15 protein-coding genes are annotated in these 15,960 nt (G+C 50.5%); 5 read left to right on the top strand and 10 right to left on the bottom strand.

What is annotated here, in order from left to right; translation table 11 throughout:
* Window positions 1–4 precede the first annotated feature (4 nt).
* The 4 genes from JNE38_RS13475 to JNE38_RS13460 all read right to left on the bottom strand — a co-directional run bounded on the left by JNE38_RS13475 (window position 5) and on the right by JNE38_RS13460 (window position 4,398).
* Window positions 5–1,111 carry a CaiB/BaiF CoA transferase family protein gene (locus tag JNE38_RS13475; RefSeq protein ID WP_203357009.1) on the bottom strand — a complete coding sequence of 369 codons (1,107 nt, stop codon included), beginning with the start codon at window positions 1,109–1,111 and terminating at the stop codon, window positions 5–7.
* Between the two features lie 14 nt (window positions 1,112–1,125).
* Window positions 1,126–2,280, bottom strand: coding sequence for a thiolase family protein (locus JNE38_RS13470; protein WP_203357008.1), 1,155 nt, complete (start codon window positions 2,278–2,280; stop codon window positions 1,126–1,128).
* A 156-nt stretch (window positions 2,281–2,436) separates the two neighbouring features.
* Window positions 2,437–3,870 (bottom strand): sigma-54-dependent Fis family transcriptional regulator, encoded by a 1,434-nt coding sequence (locus JNE38_RS13465; RefSeq protein ID WP_238933642.1) that lies wholly within the window; start codon window positions 3,868–3,870, stop codon window positions 2,437–2,439.
* 90 nt (window positions 3,871–3,960) lie between these two features.
* Window positions 3,961–4,398, bottom strand: a complete 438-nt coding sequence (locus JNE38_RS13460; RefSeq protein WP_203357007.1) for an Rrf2 family transcriptional regulator — start codon at window positions 4,396–4,398, stop codon at window positions 3,961–3,963.
* Window positions 4,399–4,549: 151 nt separating this feature from the next.
* Between JNE38_RS13460 and JNE38_RS13455 the strand changes: the two genes are divergently transcribed.
* Entirely contained in the window at window positions 4,550–5,836 is a 1,287-nt protein-coding gene (locus tag JNE38_RS13455; RefSeq protein ID WP_203357006.1) for an acyl-CoA thioester hydrolase/BAAT C-terminal domain-containing protein, read from the top strand.
* A 67-nt stretch (window positions 5,837–5,903) separates the two neighbouring features.
* Here the strand turns inward: JNE38_RS13455 and JNE38_RS13450 are convergent, their stop codons facing one another.
* The gene (locus JNE38_RS13450) at window positions 5,904–6,647 is read right to left on the bottom strand and encodes a MerR family transcriptional regulator (RefSeq protein ID WP_203357005.1); all 744 of its coding nucleotides are present in this window, start codon (window positions 6,645–6,647) and stop codon (window positions 5,904–5,906) included.
* A gap of 199 nt (window positions 6,648–6,846) precedes the next feature.
* Here JNE38_RS13450 and JNE38_RS13445 point away from each other — a divergent pair, with 199 nt between their 5' ends.
* Both JNE38_RS13445 and JNE38_RS13440 read left to right on the top strand, forming a co-directional pair.
* A complete protein-coding gene (locus JNE38_RS13445) occupies window positions 6,847–7,176 on the top strand; it encodes a DUF3147 family protein (RefSeq protein WP_238933641.1) in 330 nt (109 codons plus the stop codon).
* Between the two features lie 86 nt (window positions 7,177–7,262).
* Window positions 7,263–7,601 carry a histidine triad nucleotide-binding protein gene (locus tag JNE38_RS13440; RefSeq protein ID WP_203357004.1) on the top strand — a complete coding sequence of 113 codons (339 nt, stop codon included), beginning with the start codon at window positions 7,263–7,265 and terminating at the stop codon, window positions 7,599–7,601.
* A gap of 6 nt (window positions 7,602–7,607) precedes the next feature.
* On the opposite strand, the gene JNE38_RS13435 is transcribed toward JNE38_RS13440, so the two are convergent.
* Window positions 7,608–8,585 (bottom strand): YpdA family putative bacillithiol disulfide reductase, encoded by a 978-nt coding sequence (locus tag JNE38_RS13435; RefSeq protein WP_203357003.1) that lies wholly within the window; start codon window positions 8,583–8,585, stop codon window positions 7,608–7,610.
* A gap of 155 nt (window positions 8,586–8,740) precedes the next feature.
* Here JNE38_RS13435 and JNE38_RS13430 point away from each other — a divergent pair, with 155 nt between their 5' ends.
* The gene (locus JNE38_RS13430; RefSeq protein ID WP_238933640.1) at window positions 8,741–10,345 is read left to right on the top strand and encodes an S-layer homology domain-containing protein; all 1,605 of its coding nucleotides are present in this window, start codon (window positions 8,741–8,743) and stop codon (window positions 10,343–10,345) included.
* 124 nt (window positions 10,346–10,469) lie between these two features.
* Here JNE38_RS13430 and JNE38_RS13425 read toward each other — a convergent pair whose 3' ends face one another.
* Window positions 10,470–11,456 (bottom strand): zinc-dependent alcohol dehydrogenase family protein, encoded by a 987-nt coding sequence (locus JNE38_RS13425; RefSeq protein WP_203357002.1) that lies wholly within the window; start codon window positions 11,454–11,456, stop codon window positions 10,470–10,472.
* 113 nt (window positions 11,457–11,569) lie between these two features.
* On the opposite strand from JNE38_RS13425, the gene JNE38_RS13420 reads away from it, so the two are divergent.
* Window positions 11,570–12,109, top strand: a complete 540-nt coding sequence (locus tag JNE38_RS13420) for a GNAT family N-acetyltransferase (RefSeq protein WP_203357001.1) — start codon at window positions 11,570–11,572, stop codon at window positions 12,107–12,109.
* 50 nt (window positions 12,110–12,159) lie between these two features.
* On the opposite strand, the gene JNE38_RS13415 is transcribed toward JNE38_RS13420, so the two are convergent.
* The 3 genes from JNE38_RS13415 to JNE38_RS13405 are packed head-to-tail and all read right to left on the bottom strand — an operon-like array spanning window position 12,160 to window position 15,860.
* Complete coding sequence (locus JNE38_RS13415) at window positions 12,160–13,278, bottom strand: Ger(x)C family spore germination protein (protein ID WP_203357000.1); 1,119 nt, start codon at window positions 13,276–13,278, stop codon at window positions 12,160–12,162.
* Complete coding sequence (locus JNE38_RS13410) at window positions 13,271–14,350, bottom strand: GerAB/ArcD/ProY family transporter (RefSeq protein ID WP_203356999.1); 1,080 nt, start codon at window positions 14,348–14,350, stop codon at window positions 13,271–13,273. The genes JNE38_RS13415 and JNE38_RS13410 overlap by 8 nt, the downstream gene beginning before the upstream one ends.
* A gap of 10 nt (window positions 14,351–14,360) precedes the next feature.
* Window positions 14,361–15,860, bottom strand: coding sequence for a spore germination protein (locus tag JNE38_RS13405; protein WP_238933639.1), 1,500 nt, complete (start codon window positions 15,858–15,860; stop codon window positions 14,361–14,363).
* Between the last annotated feature and the right edge of the window lie 100 nt (window positions 15,861–15,960).

Below are 15,960 nucleotides of genomic sequence, written 5' to 3'. Positions count from 1 at the left end.
CCCTTCACGAGTTTTTCATCAATCTCGTCAGCCACTCCTCGGTGTGTTCACCCAGCTGCGGCGCAGGAGCTGCTTTCTCGAGGACGGAATGTTCCTCCTGATAGCAGGTGCCTGCGTAACGATGCCCCCAGCGTTCCTGAATCAATCCCCGAGCCTGAATCTGCGGGTGTCGATGCAGCTCTCCTACTTCGAGGACCGGAGTCAGACAGCAATCGACCTTTAGGGAAAATGCCGTCCATTCTGCCATGGTCTTGCTTTGAAATAACGCCTTCATATCCTGATAGACCGGATTGTCCGGATTGGGAGGAGTCATGCCTGCCGATCGCCACTGCGGCCTCTCTACAGCCTCGCAAAAATTCTCCCAGAACTTCGATTCCAAAGCTGCCAAAGCGACAAAGCGCTCGTCCTTCGTCTGATAAATTCCGTACGAGACCAAGCCTCTGGATAATTTGGCAAGCCCGTGCGGTTCACCAGTGGCGGACTCCAGCAGTACATGAGTGGTCATCAAAGACAGCACGACATCCGAGATCGCGATGTCGAGATAAGCCCCTTTTCCGGTCTTTCCCCGCTGTACCAATGCTGCCAAAATCGCTTCCGATGCTGCCAGCCCCCCTGCCATATCGGCAATCGTGAGGCTCGGCGGGATCGGCGTTCCACAGTCATCCTTCAATTGAGCCAAAGCGCCGCCGAGGGCCATGTAGTTGAGATCATGACTGCCGAGCTGATGCATCGGTCCATCTTGTCCATAGCCGGACAAGGAGCAGTAGACGATGCCCGGATTTACTTTTACCGCATCCTCATAGCTGATGCCCAGACGCCCCGTCACGCCCGGCCGGAAGCTTTCGATGACGACATCGGCTTTGCTGATGAGGTCGAGAGCGACATAGCGCTGAGACTCTTCCTTCAAATTGAGAACGATGCTTTTCTTGCTGCGACCGTTTGCGCGGAACAGATAGTTGTCCTTTTGGTCGACCATGGTAGGCTTTCGTGCCGGATCTCCCTGCGGCGTCTCCACTTTCACGATCTGGGCACCGCGATCTGCCAGGCGCAGCGTGGCATAGGGCCCAGGCAGATGCTGGGAAAAATCGACGACGAGAATGTCTGACAGCATGCCTGTTTCCCCCTCTAGTCAAGCCGCTCGATGATGGTGGCATTGGCCATTCCCATACCCTCACAGATGGCTTGCAAGCCATAGCGCTTTCCAGTGCGTTCCAGCTCGTGCAGCAGAGTCACCATGACACGCGCTCCGCTCGCACCCAAAGGATGACCGAGTGCGATTGCCCCTCCATTTGTGTTCAGCTTGCCTGGATCTGCTCCCAGGTCGGCCAGCCAGCAGAGCGGGACCGGCGCGAACGCCTCATTGACTTCGTACAGGTCCATGTCGTCTAAGGTAAGACCGGCTTTTTCCAATACTTTTTGCGTAGCCGCGATGGGGCCCGTCAGCATCAGGGTCGGATCTGAACCGACGACCGAACGGGCTACGATCCGAGCGCGAGGTTTGAGTCCCAGGCTGTCCGCCTTTTCACGCGACATCAATAGGATGGCTGCCGCTCCATCACTGATCTGGCTGGCATTTCCCGCGTGAATGACTCCATCCTCCCGAAACGAAGGCTTCAACGTCGCCAGCTTTTCGACTGTCGAGCCTTTGCGCGGGCCTTCGTCTTGGGTCATCACAGTTTCCGTCCCATCTGGCAATGTCACTGTGAGCGGCATGATCTCCCGTTCAAAACGCCCCTCTTCTTGAGCCCGAAGCGCTCGCAAGTGGCTTTCGGCAGAATATTCATCCAATTGTTCGCGAGTAAACCCCCACTTCTCCGAGATACGCTCAGCCGAAAGTCCCTGGTTGATCAGCTCATATTGGGAGGTCAGCTTTTCACTGCGCTTTGCCCCCTGGCTGGTGGAGCCCAGCGGAACGCGGCTCATGCTCTCTACCCCGCCTGCAATCACCACATCCATATCTCCACTCAAAATGGCCTGCGCGGCAAAATGCACGGCTTGTTGACTGGAGCCGCATTGTCTGTCTATCGTCGTCCCCGGTACCTCGATGGGAAAGCCCGCGATCAGGGAAGCGACACGGGCAATATCGTATGCTTGTTCCGATACTTGGGAGACGCAGCCGAGTATGACGTCCTCTACCAACGACGCCTCGATGCCCGCTCGGTTGACGACCTCTCTCAAGACTTCTGCAGCCAGCTCGTCGGGCCGCGTACCGCTCAGGAGACCGTTCCTCTTTCCGATCGGTGTGCGTACCGCTTCTACAATCACTACCTCACGTGCCATTCTCATCATCCTCCTTTGTCTTCACGACTATTTCTATGCCTTCCCATTCCTCTGTATTGCAATTTCGCTGCCAATCCAAAGAACACGAAAAGCAGGTACCTTTCAATGTCCTTATGTGGAAGCAAAACAAAAAACTGTCCGGCATCCCGGACAGATCTACAGGTTGAATTTTTTCAATTTTTCGTAAAGTACAGACCTGCTCATTCCCAAAAGACGTGCTGCTTTCACTTTGTTCCCATGCGTCTCCCGCAAGGCACGCTCAATCTCCGTCTTTTCCGCTGCCTGCACGATCGTTTTCCCGTGCAGCACAGTGGCGCGCCCTAGCAGCTCTTCCGGCAGGTCCGCAAATGAGATTTTCCCATTTTCCGCAAGTATCAAAGCTCGCTCGATCACATTTCGCAGCTGACGGATGTTCCCCGGCCATTCGTATTGGTAGAGCACTTTTTGGACGGATTCCTCGATCCCGGTGACAGACGTCTCCAATACCGGATTCAGCTGCTTGATAAAGGCATTCGCTACGAGCAGGATGTCATTTGCCCGCGCGCGCAGGGGAGGTATGGACAGCGTCATGACATGCAGACGGTAGTACAAATCTTCCCGAAATGCTTTCTGCGCGATCATCTCCTCCAGCGGGGCGTTCGTCGCAGAAATGATGCGGATGTCTGCATGGATCGGCTTCGTCCCTCCCACCCGGTAAAACTCCTTTCCCTCGATCACGCGCAACAGCTTGGCCTGCAGGTGCAGAGCCATATCCCCGATTTCGTCGAGAAACAGTGTGCCACCGTGTGCCAGCTCCAGCTTGCCCATTCGCCCCGACCGATCCGCACCCGTAAACGCTCCATTTTCATATCCAAAAAACTCAGCCTCAAGAAGATGTTCCGGTACAGAGGCGCAGTTGATCGTCACAAACGGACCTGCAGAGCGCTTGCTGGCATTATGGATGGCATGAGCAAACAGCTCTTTGCCCGTTCCACTCTCCCCTCGCAGCAGGACAGATGTATCTCGTCGTGCAGCCTTTTGAGCAGAAATGATCAACTGCTTCATCGCTTTATCTCGTGTGAGAATGTGTTCCCACTGATACGTAGCCAGATGATCTGACTTTCCTTGTGTCTTTTCCTGAAAGCGAGCCGCATATTCCCGTCGAGGTGCAGGTTCCCAGGCGTCTGTCTGCAGGATTGCTTCCAGCTGCTCTCTCAAGTCATTCTTGGACTCTACCAGTGCGTTTACGACCTTCGATTTTGTCAGTACGCCAATGATTCGCCTGTCTCTATCTATGATGATGCTGGAGCCGACCCTGCTGTTCTGAATCACTCGCTCCAGCTCCTCGAACGTGATGTGATCCAGCCTCTCCAGCGGCGTCGTCACAGCATCGGTTTTCACAAATCCCTCGATAGAAGTATGGGAAGGCAGTTTTTCCAGGATCATGCGGTATAAGGAGCTTCGCGAAAAAACACCTACCAGACGCCCCTGCTCATCACCCACGGGCAGGACGTCAAATCGCGTTTCCAGCATGACGCGAGCGGCATCCTCCAAGGTGTCTGTTGGACGAAGATAGGTGTTGATCGGTTGAATCATGTTCGGCAATGACACACAGATCCGCCTCCCGATACAAAGAAATCACTCCCCTATATCATACGACACCGCTTCGGGTATCCCTCCCCAGGCGGGGGCAGATCTATTTCAGCCATGGGCTGCAATCTGGTGCCTCAGGTGCGTGACGAGCACCTCCATGGTCACTTTGCCTAAAATCTCTTCCATGGCATTCTGCGCACGGGTCAAGATCAGCTCCAGCACGAACTGAATATTGGCACCTACCGGGCATTGCGGATTGGGCTGCTCATGGATATGAAAGAGACGGCCTTCTTCCACCACATCCACTGCACGGTAGACATCGAGCAAGGTGATGTCCTTCAATTCTTTTGCGAGTGTAGCTCCGCCTGTACCGGACCGGACATGCGCCAGCCCTGCCTTTTTCAATTGCCCCAGCACCCTACGGATAATGACCGGATTCGTATTGACGCTTCCTGCGATCCATTCCGACGTGCAGTGTGAGGACGATTCAATGGAAAGCAGCGACAGGATGTGTACAGCGACGGAAAAACGACTACTGATTTTCATAAGGGTCACCCTTTCGTTGTAATGATTATAGTTACACCTTCCATGCGAAGTCAAGTTTTCGGATCTGTCACATCTTTATTCCCTGTATTTTTTTAATCTCTACTATAATAAACTTGTTTCCCATATGATCAATAAGGGAGAGTTGTCTGTCATGATGCTGCCACAAATTGATGTTACCCCATCAACGGCCTTGCTAGACGTTCCTGTTCACATCACACTGAGCGGATTCGCTCCGCATCAGCTGATCACCCTCCATGCTACCCTGAATGACGGTTTGCCAGGTGGAGAGTTGACTGCCTCTTCTCACGCCATTTTCCAAGCAGATGATGAAGGAAGCGTCGATCTCGTATCCCAAGCCCCTCTTTTCGGGACTTATGAAGGAATTGATCCCATGGGATTGTTCTGGTCGATGCATGTACAGACTCAGCGCTTTTTCAGTCCTTATTCTCTGGATATGTTTGAATTCGCTCCTCGTTCCACTACGATTCAATTGTCCGCTGAAGTACACGACAAGGTCGTCGCGAAAGCTACCGTCACACGCATCTTCGTCTCTCCGGAGGTGTCCATTGCGAAAATTCGTGACCATGGTATCGTCGGGCTGTACTTTTCCCATTCTCATGCCGAGCCCCGACCAGCCATTCTGGTCTTGGGAGGTAGCGAGGGAGGAATCGGTTCCTGCTCGCAGTTTGCGGCTCTGTTTGCCTCTCATGGGTATCCCGCTTTGGCATTGGCATACTTTCAGTGCGATGATCTCCCGGATGATATTCGCCAAATCCCGTTGGAATACATACAAAATGCCATTCGCTGGCTGAAACAGCAGCCGCAGGTAGACTCTGAAAAGATAGTCGTATTCGGACGATCCAAAGGGGCTGAATTGGCGCTTGTCATCGGTGCGTATGATCCTGAAGTGCGCGCGGTCATTGCCTCCAGTCCCAGCTCTACGGTATGTCTTGGCTGCGACAGGGAATATTCGGGGTCGGATCTATTCTCGCCTCAGTCATCGTGGTCCTTTCGCGGGGAGCCGCTGCCTTTTGTTCATTGGACCGAAGCCCAAGCGCAGGAAGCACAAGCCCTGCTGAAGGCGGGTCAGCGAATCGATCACATCCATGCCCAAACATGGAAGGATTGTGAGTGGCTGGAGGATGCAACCATTCCCGTAGAACGAATCAATGGACCGATCATGCTTTTGTCTTCCGATGACGACCATTGGTGGCCAGCCGCAGAGCATTGTGATCGGATCGTAGCACGCTTACAGGAAAAAAACTTCTCCCATGATGTCGTTCATTTGCGCTACGAAAATACTGGGCATATGATCCGTTTCCCCTATATCCCCGCGACTCGCGTGCAGCTCAATGGCGGAACGGCCAAAAACAACGCCTATGCCAGCGAGCACTCCTGGAGAGAAGTTCTGCAATTTTTGAAAAAGGCTTTTTCGTAGGCCATTCATGCCGAAAAGCTCTGACCGGATACACCGACCAGAGCTTTTTGCTTTTATCCCCAAAAGGCTACCCCGCAGCATACGCTTCCGCTGCTACCGCTAAATAGTACGCCAGCCCAACCTGCTGGTCCTCGAGCATACGAAGGTGGAAATCGTCTTGCAGGAAAAACCGGGTCTGATTCACAAAATCCTGTTTGGTGACGGAATGCCCATGCTGATTGAGAAAGGCGAGATGCTCACGGATCCTCTCACGGATGCTCTCTTCTGTATGTTTGACACCATCTGTCAGCGCGCACGCCATATCGTTCATAAATGAAGCCGCTTCAATCGCCTGCGCATTCATCTCCGGCACATTGATGGGTGTCGTCTCGAGTTCGACTTGGTACGTTTCTCGCAGATACTCTTTTTGCTCCGACAGTGCACTCTCCCACTCCTTTTCACTTTGAAACCCTGCAAACAGTTCTTTTTTATCCATTGGTTCTCCCGCCTCCACTGCCCGTATCGTTTTCTCCAGCGTTTCCATGATCACACTCATCCTGCGCACTTTATCCTTCAGTAACGCCCTTTGCTCGGACAAGATACTGGAGCGATCTACCGGCCGGTCCAGCAGCACTTTGATTTGCTCCAGGGGAAAATCAAGTTCACGGTAGAACAAGATTTCCTGAAGCCGTTCCAATTCGGCCGTTCCGTAAAGCCGATATCCCGCCTCGCTCACTTGCTGCGGCATCAGAAGTCCGATCTTGTGGTAATGATGCAAGGCTTTGATCGTGACCTTGGACATCGAAGAAACTTCTTTTACCGTATACAGCACGCATTCTCACCTCCACAAGCCACAGGATAAAGGCTCCCCTAAGAGGAGAGTCAAGGCCTTACATAAATGCCGTAACAATAAATAATTAAAGTGTAACTAAACAAACAGCTACTCTTTTTCTGCCTCCGGGATTATAATGTACAGGTCGAATGGGGCAACCATTCGTATCGACTTCGCGTACACCTCAGGAGGCTTTCCCATGATTGACTATTTGATCAAATTTGTGTTAGGCGGTTCCATCGTAGTCTTGGCCACTTATTTCAGCAAAACGAAAAACATTTTTCTATCCGGAATTATTACGACCCTTCCTATCATTACCCTGCTGAACATGATGCTCCAGATCAAATACATGAACACACAAGAATTCCACTTGGCGCAAAGAAGCGGCATTCTCGGAGCATTCGGACTGGTTCTTTTCGTTGCTTCCTGCTACGTCTTGACCACCTGGGTACGGCCTGTGTATGCCATTCTTTTTGGGATCCTCATTCTCTTCCTGTATTTTTGGATGTACAAACAAGTTGCCGGATGATTCTCGATAGACAAGAAAAGGTAAAGCTCACTCGGATGCCGAAGTAAGCTTTACCTTTATTTTATTTGGAAAGGATGTCGAGTAAGATGGACTGCATTTTCTGCAAAATTGTCAATGGTGAACTGCCTTCGAAAAAAGTGTACGAGGATGAGCACGTCGTCGCTTTTCATGACATCAACCCCATCGCCCCTGTGCACGTATTGATGATACCGAAAAAGCACATTACCTCTCTCCTGGCGATTGAGCCTGAGGACAAGGAATTAATCGGACACCTCCACCTCTCCCTGCAAAAGGTAGCCGAAACGATGGAGGTAAAGGATCCCGGATTTCGGGTCATCACCAATATCGGCAAGCATGGCCAGCAGACCGTCTTCCATCTGCATTACCACCTGATTGGCGGAAAGCAGCTGGAGTGGACCATGTAAGCTGCCTTAGCGTGCCAAGCGTGACGTGATGTGACGTGCGATTCCTTCACCATGGAATCTGCCGTTTTCGATGAAGATGGCGTTGGCGCGATGCCCCGCTGCAATTACGCCCGCAATGTACAGACCCGGCACGTTGGTCTCCATCGTTTCCGGATGATGCTGCGGGGAACCCGTCTCCGGATCGATCTTTACTCCGAGTGATTGTAAAAAGGATCGATCCGGGCGGTACCCGATCAGCGCGAAGACATGATCGTTTTCCAGCTCCACCACTTCTTCTCCCGTTTTCACCCGGATCAAGCGCTCTTCGATGGAATCGACAACCGAGCCAAACATCATGCGAATTCGCCCTTTATTGATCAAGCTCTCAAAAACGGGCCGCGTCCATGCTTTTACTTTGTCGGACAGCTCTGTTCTCCGGCATATGACCGTTACTTCTGCTCCTGCCCGCTCCAGCTCCATCGCAGCATCTACAGCGGAGTTATTCCCCCCGACGATCGCGACAGGAAGCCCGGCATAGGGGTGCGCCTCTTTGTAAAAGGAAGAGACCTTGGGCAGATCCTCGCCTGGAACATTCAGCCGGTTTGGATTGTCGAAATAGCCCGTCGCAATAATGAGATTCTTCGTATCATATGTATGTGTCTCTCCAAAGCGATCCACTGTGGTCACGTGAAAGCCTTCGTCCGTTTTTTGCGTCTCTGTTACCGTTTCAAAGCTGTTGATCCGAAGCCCCTCTCGTTTCGCTACCAAGCGATAGTACTGGAGCGCTTCTTGGCGTGTCGGCTTTTCGTTTGGCGTCGAGAAGGGAATCCCGCCAATTTCCAAAAGCTCGGCCGTGCTGTGAAAAATCATGTACGTTGGATATCTGTAGATAGAGTGGACCAACGAACCTTTCTCTATGTTGATTGGGTTCAGCCCCGCTCTTTTGCAAGCTATCGCTGCTGCCAGCCCACAAGGACCAGCACCGACGATCAGTACGTCTTCCATAACTCTCCCGCCTCACTTCTTCTCTCTACTTTTGTTCCTGTACTATCATATCATATCCCGCAGGCTCCAAAAGAGTTCGCCCCCGTTGTCAACACTCAGATTGCTGCCAATAAATGATCAATGAAACATTGGGACTCGCTCCTTATACTGGATGTATGATGAAAAAACGACACATACATATTTCAATCGTTACACTGATCATTCTCACGTATTGTTTCACACTAGGTGTCAGTGCACCGACATCCACGGCGTCCACGAATAGCCTGCGCGATATTTCCAACAGTTATGCGCGGGAGCAGATACGGGCGCTGCAATCCTCTGGCATCGTCTCCGGAGATGAGAAAGGATACTTTCATCCAGAAAACCCTGTCACACGGGCTGAATTTGTCTCCATGCTAGACCGTACATTGGGCATCAAGCCTGTCGCCAGCAGCGTGCCATCCTTTACAGATGTGCCTAAATCCTCCTGGGCATACGGGTACGTACAAGCGGCTGTCTCTCTCGACATGGCAAATGGCACTAGCTCCACAACCTTCTCTCCGAATCGGACGATTTCCCGTCAAGAGGCAGCTACCTTCCTGGTTCGAGCAATGGGGTTGCAGGCTTCCTCTACAGCTACGCCATCTGTGAAAGATGCCAACGCCATCTCCAACTGGGCTCGTCCGGCTGTCAGCGCCGCAATCAAGAAGCAATGGCTTGTCGGATATCAGGGTTATTTCCGACCGGGTGCTGCCCTCTCCCGGGAAGAGACGGCGGTTATTTTGAAACGAATTCTGGATGAACTGAATGCAACCACTGTTTCGGCAAAGCCATTGGTCTCGCTGGGGTGGCAGTACCAGTCGACGACTCAAGAGTTTATTGCCCAAGTGCAGAAGTCGGGCATCAACACCTTGTCCCCGAGATGGTACTTCTTGCAAAAGAACGGATCGATCAGCGACTATACGGATGCCTCTCTCGTCCATTGGGCGCAGAAAAACGGAAAAGAGGTTTGGGCGCTTTTCGGCAACCAGTTTGATCCCACTACGACTCATGCCGTACTCTCTGACAAGTCGAAACGAACGGCTGTCGTCCAAAAGCTCGTCTCGTTTGTCGACAAGTACCAGCTAGACGGAATCAACGTCGACTTTGAAGGGTTCAATCCCGATGACAGAGACAACTTCACTGCCTTCATCAAAGAACTCGGCACCGCTTTGCACGCCAAAGGCGCTGTTCTCTCCGTGGATGTTCCTCCGGATACAGGCACGGATTGGAGCGAACCTTTCGACTATGAAAAATTGGCATTGCATGCTGACTACGTTGTATTGATGGCGTATGAAGAGCACTGGGTGGGGAGTCCAAAGGCGGGATCTGTCGCTTCCCTGCCATGGTTTGAAAATGTGATTAAGGGCGTTCTCGATGACGTTCCTGCGCAGAAGCTGATTGCCGGCATACCGTTGTATACCAGGGATTGGTACTCAGCTGGCGGCCAAGTCCAATCAACAGATATCAGCATTCCAGAATCGTACCAATTGATCTCTCAGTACAAGACAACCACCAAGTGGGATGAAGCGCTCGGACAATATCGCTCCACATTCACGAAGCAAGGGGTCTCCCACTCGATCTGGCTCGAAGAAAGCCGCTCCTTGGGACTGAAAGCACAGACTAGCCTGACTTGGCAAATTGGCGGACTCGCATACTGGTACATTGGCTCCGAATCCACTGACGTATGGACATCCATTGCAAATTCAATCGCACTCAAGCAAGCTAGACAAAAAATGTAAAACCGAACGATTCCTTACGAAAGGCAGCGGCCGTCTCGGGACAAAAAGTCCAGGACAGCGGCTGCCTTTTGCTATACAGCCACGCTCCCACTGTTCTGGACAATACCTACAAGCAACGTCTGTGCTAAGGGACGAGGAGAATTTTGCCCGATTTCCCTTCAGCAGATGCTGCAGCCCGAACTGCTTTTCGCACATCCTGGAGTCGAAAGCTAGCACTCGGCGTCATCAGTATACAGCTTCCATTCACAATCATGGAGATCAGCTGATGAAAAGTTTCATGCCAGACTTGAACCGATACCTGCTGGTTCCAATGCCGCAGATGAAACAATTTCACGTTTGCTTGCGTTTCCCTGCTGATCTTCGCCCAATCTACCTGCTGGCCGGATAACAGGCCCAATGTAAGGAAATGGCCTTTTGGGCATACGCAGAAAGCTAATGCTGTCCCAGCTGCGCCCCCGATGGAATCTATGGCGGCATGCGCCCCTTTTCCATTTGTCACCTCCAAAACAGTGGGAGCAAGCTGCGACTCGTTTGTCCGAATAACCGTGGATGCACCGAGCTCCAGCAGCTCTTGGGTATGTTGATCATCTCTCGTCACAGCGATTAGCCGAAATCCGATCACCTTTGCCAATTGTGCAAATAGCCGCCCGATCGCCGAGCCGCACGCATTGACCACCAAGACATCCCCTTGTCCTAGACGCAGGACCTCTGTACAAATGATCCAGGCGGTTACGGGATTGATATAGAGTTGTGCAGCCGTTTCATCATCGATTTCGTCTGGAACCGGAACGACCCAGTCTGCCGGTGCCGTCACCACTTCCTGCCAAGTCCCCTCTCCACGCAGGGGTAGAACGCGCTTCCCAATCCACTCTTGGGAAACGGCTTGCCCCACTTCTTCAACGATACCCACTCCCTCATAGCCTGGAATATCTGGCAGGGTAATTCGATGAGAATACGCTCCCGTTATCGGAATCAGGTCAGAAGGATTAATGGGACGAGCAACCATCCGAACAAGCACTTCTCCCTTCTTCGGGCTTTCTTTTAGCAAGGATGACACCTTCAGTACATCATGAGGTGTCCCGAACTCTTCGTAGGTAACGCATGTATTCATCTTCAAATCGTGTTCTCCTTCATGCATCTTCGGGCATTGGCTGCCTGAGTGGTTTTAGGCGATGTTGTATAAGCTATAGAAGTCATTACGAGTGATCTACTGGGGGAATGCTCATGGATTGGTATGACCGATTAAATGAATACTTTCCAGAATATGAGATGAAAAATGAAGGGCAAATTCAGGCGCTCATCAGGGAAAAAGACATTTACCACAAAGTCGAAACGGACAAATTTCTTTTGCTCTACGCGGAATTTCCGACGTTCATCTTCATCGATTACCTCCTGATCAATCCTGATACGCGTGGACAAGGAATCGGCACCAAAGTCATCCAAACACTCAAAAAGAGAGGAAAAGACATCATTCTGGAGGTAGAGCCCATCGATCGGAATGATGAAGATACCGTCAAACGCGTCCATTTTTATCTAAAGAATGGGTTTGTGAAAGCAGACCGCATTCAATACAGCTGGGAAGATGAAAATGGCGAGACGTATGAAATGAAAATCTATTACTGGAGCCCGCACGACCATTTACCGCAGGAGGTCGTGCTCGAGAATATGGCCAAGGCCTGTCAGGAGATTCACAACTTCCGTGCCAAGCAATACTATGGACGAAATGTGGCCAATCCGGATGAAGTGCTGCATTGGAAACATTGATGAGTGATTCAAGCTGGTCCAACACCCCTGCATAAAGAAGGGGTGTTGGTTCATTTGAACTTACCATTGTCGCGGATTTTCACTTTCACCTGAAATTCGACCTTCAGCTTTGAAAATACCTCGTCCCAATTCATTTTATCCCATTCCTCGTAGCTTACGTGATTTCTGACCGCTTTTCCAATCCCCATTCCATCTGCCTTCAGCTTTTGCATATGCGCTATCAATTTTTCCGAGGTTTGCCGTATGTACTTTTCAATTGCATGCTCGAGTTCCTTTTTTTGCGCATCGTTGCTCAGTTTCCGCTCTCCGAGATATTCCAAAACGGAGCCTTTGATCGTTATGCGCATGGTTACCCTGAACTTCTGCGGTCCTGCCAATCGCTCCACGTCGATATTCCGTTTATTGATGATCGAGCTCAGCAGCACAATTTCCTTCTCCTTCTTCTTTTCATCCGGCAATTCCATATACAATTCGCCTTGTCGAAAATCACCACGCAAGAAGGAAAAAATAACCGAATGGATAGGTTCAATTTTTCCAACGTATTTGTCTTCGTTAAATAGAGCGACTCCATCGATCCTGACATGATCCCGCAAAGAGTTTATGAGAGGAGCTACAGGGTCGATCCCGTCATCGTAGTAATCGCGACTCCAGGAGTAGATGGTTGCCTCCGGGACGGTTTGACCCTGTATTTCTTTTTCGATGAGTTTATCGATATATCGACCTGTCAGCGAGTGCTGCGGGTAGTCCTTTGATAGCAGCTCATGCGCGTTTCCGTCCACGATCGTTAATTTTACATTTGGGCCGATGGCAGGGTCGCGAACATATGTATCGATGTGCTTCCACAATCCCTCCCTCGCCAGTGCGATACCGAATAAGGTGTTGCGGACTTGCCCGCTGACGATCTGCTTATCGCTTTGCTGTGACAATTTCAAGCGCGCCTCTTTGCTGCTCTTGGATACGGTGGTAAGGATTTGCTTTTTCTTATCGACTTGGTTTTCCATGCTAGGAATGACTAAGGTTACTTGCAAGCGTTCTTCTTCCGCTCCTTCCCCTTTTATGAGGTCAAACCCTACTGAATGGGTAAATCCCAGCTTTTCAATTTGCCTTTGGTCCGTACACCCTGTGATGACACATGCAGACAAGCCAATCATGAACAGGAACCTAAACATGAAGGCGGCTCCTCCTTTTTATGAGCAAGATGATCAACAGAAGGGTTGGGAGTCCAAACGAAATTCCGATCTGTATCGTTGAAAATAACGCAGAAAACTTTTTCACATCGCTCAGCACGTCAATTTGCATAGAGACCGCAAACATCGCCGCCACAATCACAAAGGCTATTACATTTCTTTTCAGACGTGGCACGATTCGTTGGGACACTTCCAACGCAGCCCAGTAGTACATGGCCGCAGTGGAGACCATCAAATACAGCAAGAAGCCGAATAGGAGGTTCTCGATCCTTTCGATAAAGGGCAGCCGAATATACGAAAATAGGTCGAGAATCGGATACATCTGGTTGCGCAATTCCTGAAAGCTAAAAAACCCGAACGCGACGAGGGCTACCGATAGATACAGGATGAACGAGAAAAAGTTTCCTGTCAGCACCGCTCTGGTGAATTTGCGATTCTTCTCCACGTAGGGAAAAAGAAAGATGGATAGTTCATATCCTAAAAACGAGAAGTACGTAGATAGTAAGCCTTTCATAAAATCAGTGCCACCCTTGAACAGAAAAGGGGTGAACCGAGCAAACTCAAACTCTTTCAATACAAATCCCTCTAAAAGCACCAACCAGATCGTCAAATAAAAGAAGGCTGTGGATGTCTTTCCAATCACATAGATCCCTTTTAGTATGATCATCAGGACAAAAAAATCGATTAACAGCTTGAGTATGTAGCTAGGGGTGGTCGGAAATGAAATCATCTGGAGGAGCATCACGTATTCCTGAATGACCATGCAGCCGATGAAAGACCAGACCACTGCACAGGCTAGATAGACAGGAGTGAGAAGAAATTTGGGAATGGCGGACTCGAGAATTTCTAGGACAGACTTCCCATCCCCCAATCGGTAGACGAAATGGATCAAAAAAATGTTAAGACAAGAGATTCCAAAAACAAGAAACAGAGCCAGCCAGCCGTTTGTCCCGAAATACTCAGCTAGAGTGCTGGGAAGGCTTAATAGCCCAATCCCCACTTGAGTCATATAAATCAAGATGGTTATATGAAATTGGCTCAGCTTCTCTTTCATACAATCCATCCTATCTTCTCATGTTTAGTTTGGTCTCGTTTGGAGTCTTCGTCTGGGACGGTCTCTTCCTGATCGCCCAGAACGGTGCACGAATAAATACATCCCTCCAGTCTCCCGCGTTCATCGGTGCTATGGGACTTAAATAAGAGGCCCCCAAATTCGTGATGGCACACATATGAACAATCACCAGACCAAGACTCAATAGCATGCCGAAGTTGCCCAAAAGTCCAGCCATCACGATCAAACCAAAGCGTATCAAACGAATGGTCGCACTCATGATGTAACTGGGAATCACAAAGGAAGCAATCGCAGAGGAAGCGACTGCAATGATCAAAATATTGCTCGTAAGACCTGCTTGTACGGCTGCCTGCCCTATCACAATTCCACCGACGATACCGATCGTTTGGCCTACCTTCGTGGGCAACCGTGCCCCTGCTTCCCGCAACAGCTCGATCGTAACTTCCATTAACAGCGCCTCAAAAATCGGCGGGAATGGCACGCGGCTTCTCGATTCAACCAGCGTGCGCAGCAACGTTTCCGGGATCATCTCATAGTGAAAGGTAGTGACGGATACGTACAAGGCGGTAAAACCAATCGTGATGATAAATGCAGTAAACCGCAGGAGGCGCAAAGCGGTACCGAGCAGCCATCGCTGATAATAATCGTCGGGCGAAGAGAAAAACTCAAAGAAGGCTGTCGGCGCAGAAAATGCGGTCGGACTCCCCTCCACGATGCCAATGACCCTGCCTGCTACCAATTTGGACGCGATCACATCCGGGCGCTCCGAGGTCAGGAACTGGGGGAAGATGGAGTACGGGGCTTCGTCGATCATTTGGACAAGCATGTTCGTGTCTTGTATCGAATCAATCTCTACGTCTTGAATTCTGCTGATGATTTCTTCCGCATAGGCCATGTTGACGATATCCTTGATGAACAGCACGAATACATGAGTTTTCGTGATCTCCCCGACTTCTAGCCGGATGACCTTGAGATGCGAGCTCCTAAGTCTGCGACGAATGAGAGCCAGGTTTGTCCCATACGACTCTACGAAGGCTTCGTGAGGCCCCGTAATCACTGCCTCTGTCTGTGATTCCTGAACATTTCTCGACGTAGGTCCATACGCATCTGCGACATAAACCTTGTCAATCGTAAAAATAGCTACGCCGCCACTGAGAATTCCGTTCACTACGTCCTTGACGTTATCCGTTTCCACAAACTGTGACCAAGCCAATAAACCGTTGATTTCATCTGCTTTGATACTGAGGAGTGGTTGGATAATATCCATGTGAAGCTCATTCTTGCTGACTAAATTTCCGAAATAGACGACGTCCGTTTGAATCTCAGGGAAACTTCTATGATTTAAGTCGGCACAATCGGACAATTCATCGAGAGTATGCTGAAGGGTTGGTTCAATCCTGTTATCATCTCTCTCTTGCATCACTGTAGGCTCCAGCTCTATCTCCACCGAGCTGTTGGTTAGGGACTTCATCCATTTCGTAAACATCGACATCTGTCCCACCCCTTTATTTTCCATGGATACGAGTTAGTATGAATGGAATCAGCCTTTTTATTCATCGCTTCATCGGGCATGAGACAACAAACACCCTCAC

It is taken from the genome of Brevibacillus choshinensis, assembly GCF_016811915.1.
Taxonomy (GTDB): domain Bacteria; phylum Bacillota; class Bacilli; order Brevibacillales; family Brevibacillaceae; genus Brevibacillus; species Brevibacillus choshinensis_A.
Note: the sequence above shows the minus strand (reverse complement) of the source record. Positions and strands in the feature narration are given on the sequence as shown.

Coding starts and splice junctions, on each gene's coding strand:
- JNE38_RS13475 (WP_203357009.1), bottom strand. CDS start 1,111: ATGCTGTCAGACATTCTCGTCGTCGATTTTTCCCAGCATCTGCCTGGG.
- JNE38_RS13470 (WP_203357008.1), bottom strand. CDS start 2,280: ATGGCACGTGAGGTAGTGATTGTAGAAGCGGTACGCACACCGATCGGA.
- JNE38_RS13460 (WP_203357007.1), bottom strand. CDS start 4,398: ATGAAAATCAGTAGTCGTTTTTCCGTCGCTGTACACATCCTGTCGCTG.
- JNE38_RS13455 (WP_203357006.1), top strand. CDS start 4,550: ATGATGCTGCCACAAATTGATGTTACCCCATCAACGGCCTTGCTAGAC.
- JNE38_RS13445 (WP_238933641.1), top strand. CDS start 6,847: ATGATTGACTATTTGATCAAATTTGTGTTAGGCGGTTCCATCGTAGTC.
- JNE38_RS13440 (WP_203357004.1), top strand. CDS start 7,263: ATGGACTGCATTTTCTGCAAAATTGTCAATGGTGAACTGCCTTCGAAA.
- JNE38_RS13435 (WP_203357003.1), bottom strand. CDS start 8,585: ATGGAAGACGTACTGATCGTCGGTGCTGGTCCTTGTGGGCTGGCAGCA.
- JNE38_RS13430 (WP_238933640.1), top strand. CDS start 8,741: ATGATGAAAAAACGACACATACATATTTCAATCGTTACACTGATCATT.
- JNE38_RS13425 (WP_203357002.1), bottom strand. CDS start 11,456: ATGAATACATGCGTTACCTACGAAGAGTTCGGGACACCTCATGATGTA.
- JNE38_RS13420 (WP_203357001.1), top strand. CDS start 11,570: ATGGATTGGTATGACCGATTAAATGAATACTTTCCAGAATATGAGATG.
- JNE38_RS13415 (WP_203357000.1), bottom strand. CDS start 13,278: ATGTTTAGGTTCCTGTTCATGATTGGCTTGTCTGCATGTGTCATCACA.
- JNE38_RS13410 (WP_203356999.1), bottom strand. CDS start 14,350: ATGAAAGAGAAGCTGAGCCAATTTCATATAACCATCTTGATTTATATG.
- JNE38_RS13405 (WP_238933639.1), bottom strand. CDS start 15,860: ATGTCGATGTTTACGAAATGGATGAAGTCCCTAACCAACAGCTCGGTG.